The 775-nt window shown below is 48.4% G+C and carries 1 protein-coding gene; it reads right to left on the bottom strand.

The features are described from left to right. Positions 1 to 718: sulfite exporter TauE/SafE family protein (locus R7Q46_RS26490; RefSeq protein WP_318078128.1), on the bottom strand; the 718-nt coding region annotated here is incomplete at its 3' end. Between the last annotated feature and the right edge of the window lie 57 nt (positions 719 to 775).

Raw genomic sequence — 775 nt, 5'->3', positions numbered from 1 at the left:
TGGTCGCGAGCTTCGCCCCCACTTTCGTGGTCAACATCGAAGTCATCGCAATCGCAAGTAACGCAGGAAGGTAAACATAACCAATACTGTACGCAGGTAAGCCTTCAACCTTATAGCCGTGCAAAATAAAGCCTATCATGCCAGAGATGGCGATGATGCAGCCACAAACTGACGATGAGCCGACCGCTTTACGCATTTCTACGCCGTGCTTGTTGAGAAAAGGCACAGATAAAGAACCACCACCGATACCAGCTAAGCTCGAAACCACACCAATTCCCGTTCCGTACATCATAGTGACCGGACTACTCGGCATTGGCTTCTCACTTTTTACTTTAATGGATCGGAACATCTGCACAGCTAGAGACAGTACAATGACACCAAATACTTTCGGCAAGTAATGAGTTGGGATCCATTCGGCAATGTTGGCACCAACAATACCGCCTATCACCACTCCGGGCATTAGCCACTTCACAACAAACATATCTACGTTGCCAAGTTTAAGATGGTTGAGAGCAGAAGAACCTGATGTGACGATGATGCTTGCCAGAGATGTCGCAAGCGCCATGTGCATGCTCATTTCTGGAGAAATGCCCGCCCAAGGCAGCAAAAATAACAACGCAGGTACGACGATTAATCCGCCCCCAATGCCGAGTAGCCCCGCCATCACACCAACAAAAGCGCCCAGCGCCAGCAATAACAAAAATAAAGAGACGGTCACGATTACCTACTTTTTCCCTGCACGAACGAAGCCTGCAAAACCTTGTTGGATAAAGAA

The sequence above is a fragment of the Vibrio sp. 811 genome, from assembly GCF_033339195.1.
This window is presented reverse-complemented; position numbering and strand designations above follow the sequence as displayed.